Here is a 700-nt window from a genome sequence, read left to right on the forward strand (position 1 = left end):
TGGATCTGTTAGTTTCTTATAGCCTGGTAAACTTTCTTTCTCTACTAATTTGTACTTTCCTACTGATAGATCTGAGATTTTTGCTTTACCATCTTTATCTGTTTTTACTTCCTTTACTACTGTTCCAGCTTCATCTTGCACTTCAAAGACTACGCCTTTTAATGCTTTTTTGTTGTCTTTATCTACTTTTGTAATTTCTACTGAACCTTTATCTAACTGTTCATTTTCTACTTTCAACGATAGGACTGTTGTCATACCTTTTGTAATTTCGAATGATACTGGTTCTGTTAGCTTTTTGTAGCCAGGTAAACTTTTCGTCTCTACTAATTTGTACTTTCCTACTGATAAATCTGAGATTTTTGCTTTACCATCTTTATCTGTTTTTACTTCTGTTACTACTTTTCCTTGCTCATCTTGCACTTCGAAGACTACGCCTTCTAATACTTTTTGACTATCTTTATCTATTTTTGTAATTTCTACTGAGCCTTTGTCTAACTGCTCATTTTCTACTTTTATTGATAAAGCTTTTGTCATACCTTTTGTAATTTCAAATAGTACTGGTTCTGCTAGATTTTTGTAACCTGGTAAGCTTTTCGTCTCTACTAATTTGTACTTTCCTACTGATAGATCTGAAACGTTTGCTTTTCCATCTTTATCTGTTACTACTTTTCTTACTACGCCATCTTTCTCATCTTGGACT

The 700-nt window shown here is 32.7% G+C and carries 1 protein-coding gene; it reads right to left on the reverse strand.

Features of this window, described 5'->3' with window-relative positions; translation table 11 throughout:
• Positions 1 to 700: MSCRAMM family protein (locus MR160_RS33760; protein WP_255805922.1), on the reverse strand; the 700-nt coding region annotated here is incomplete at both ends.

This window comes from Bacillus cereus group sp. BfR-BA-01382 (assembly GCF_022663475.1).
Lineage (GTDB): Bacteria > Bacillota > Bacilli > Bacillales > Bacillaceae_G > Bacillus_A > Bacillus_A thuringiensis_S.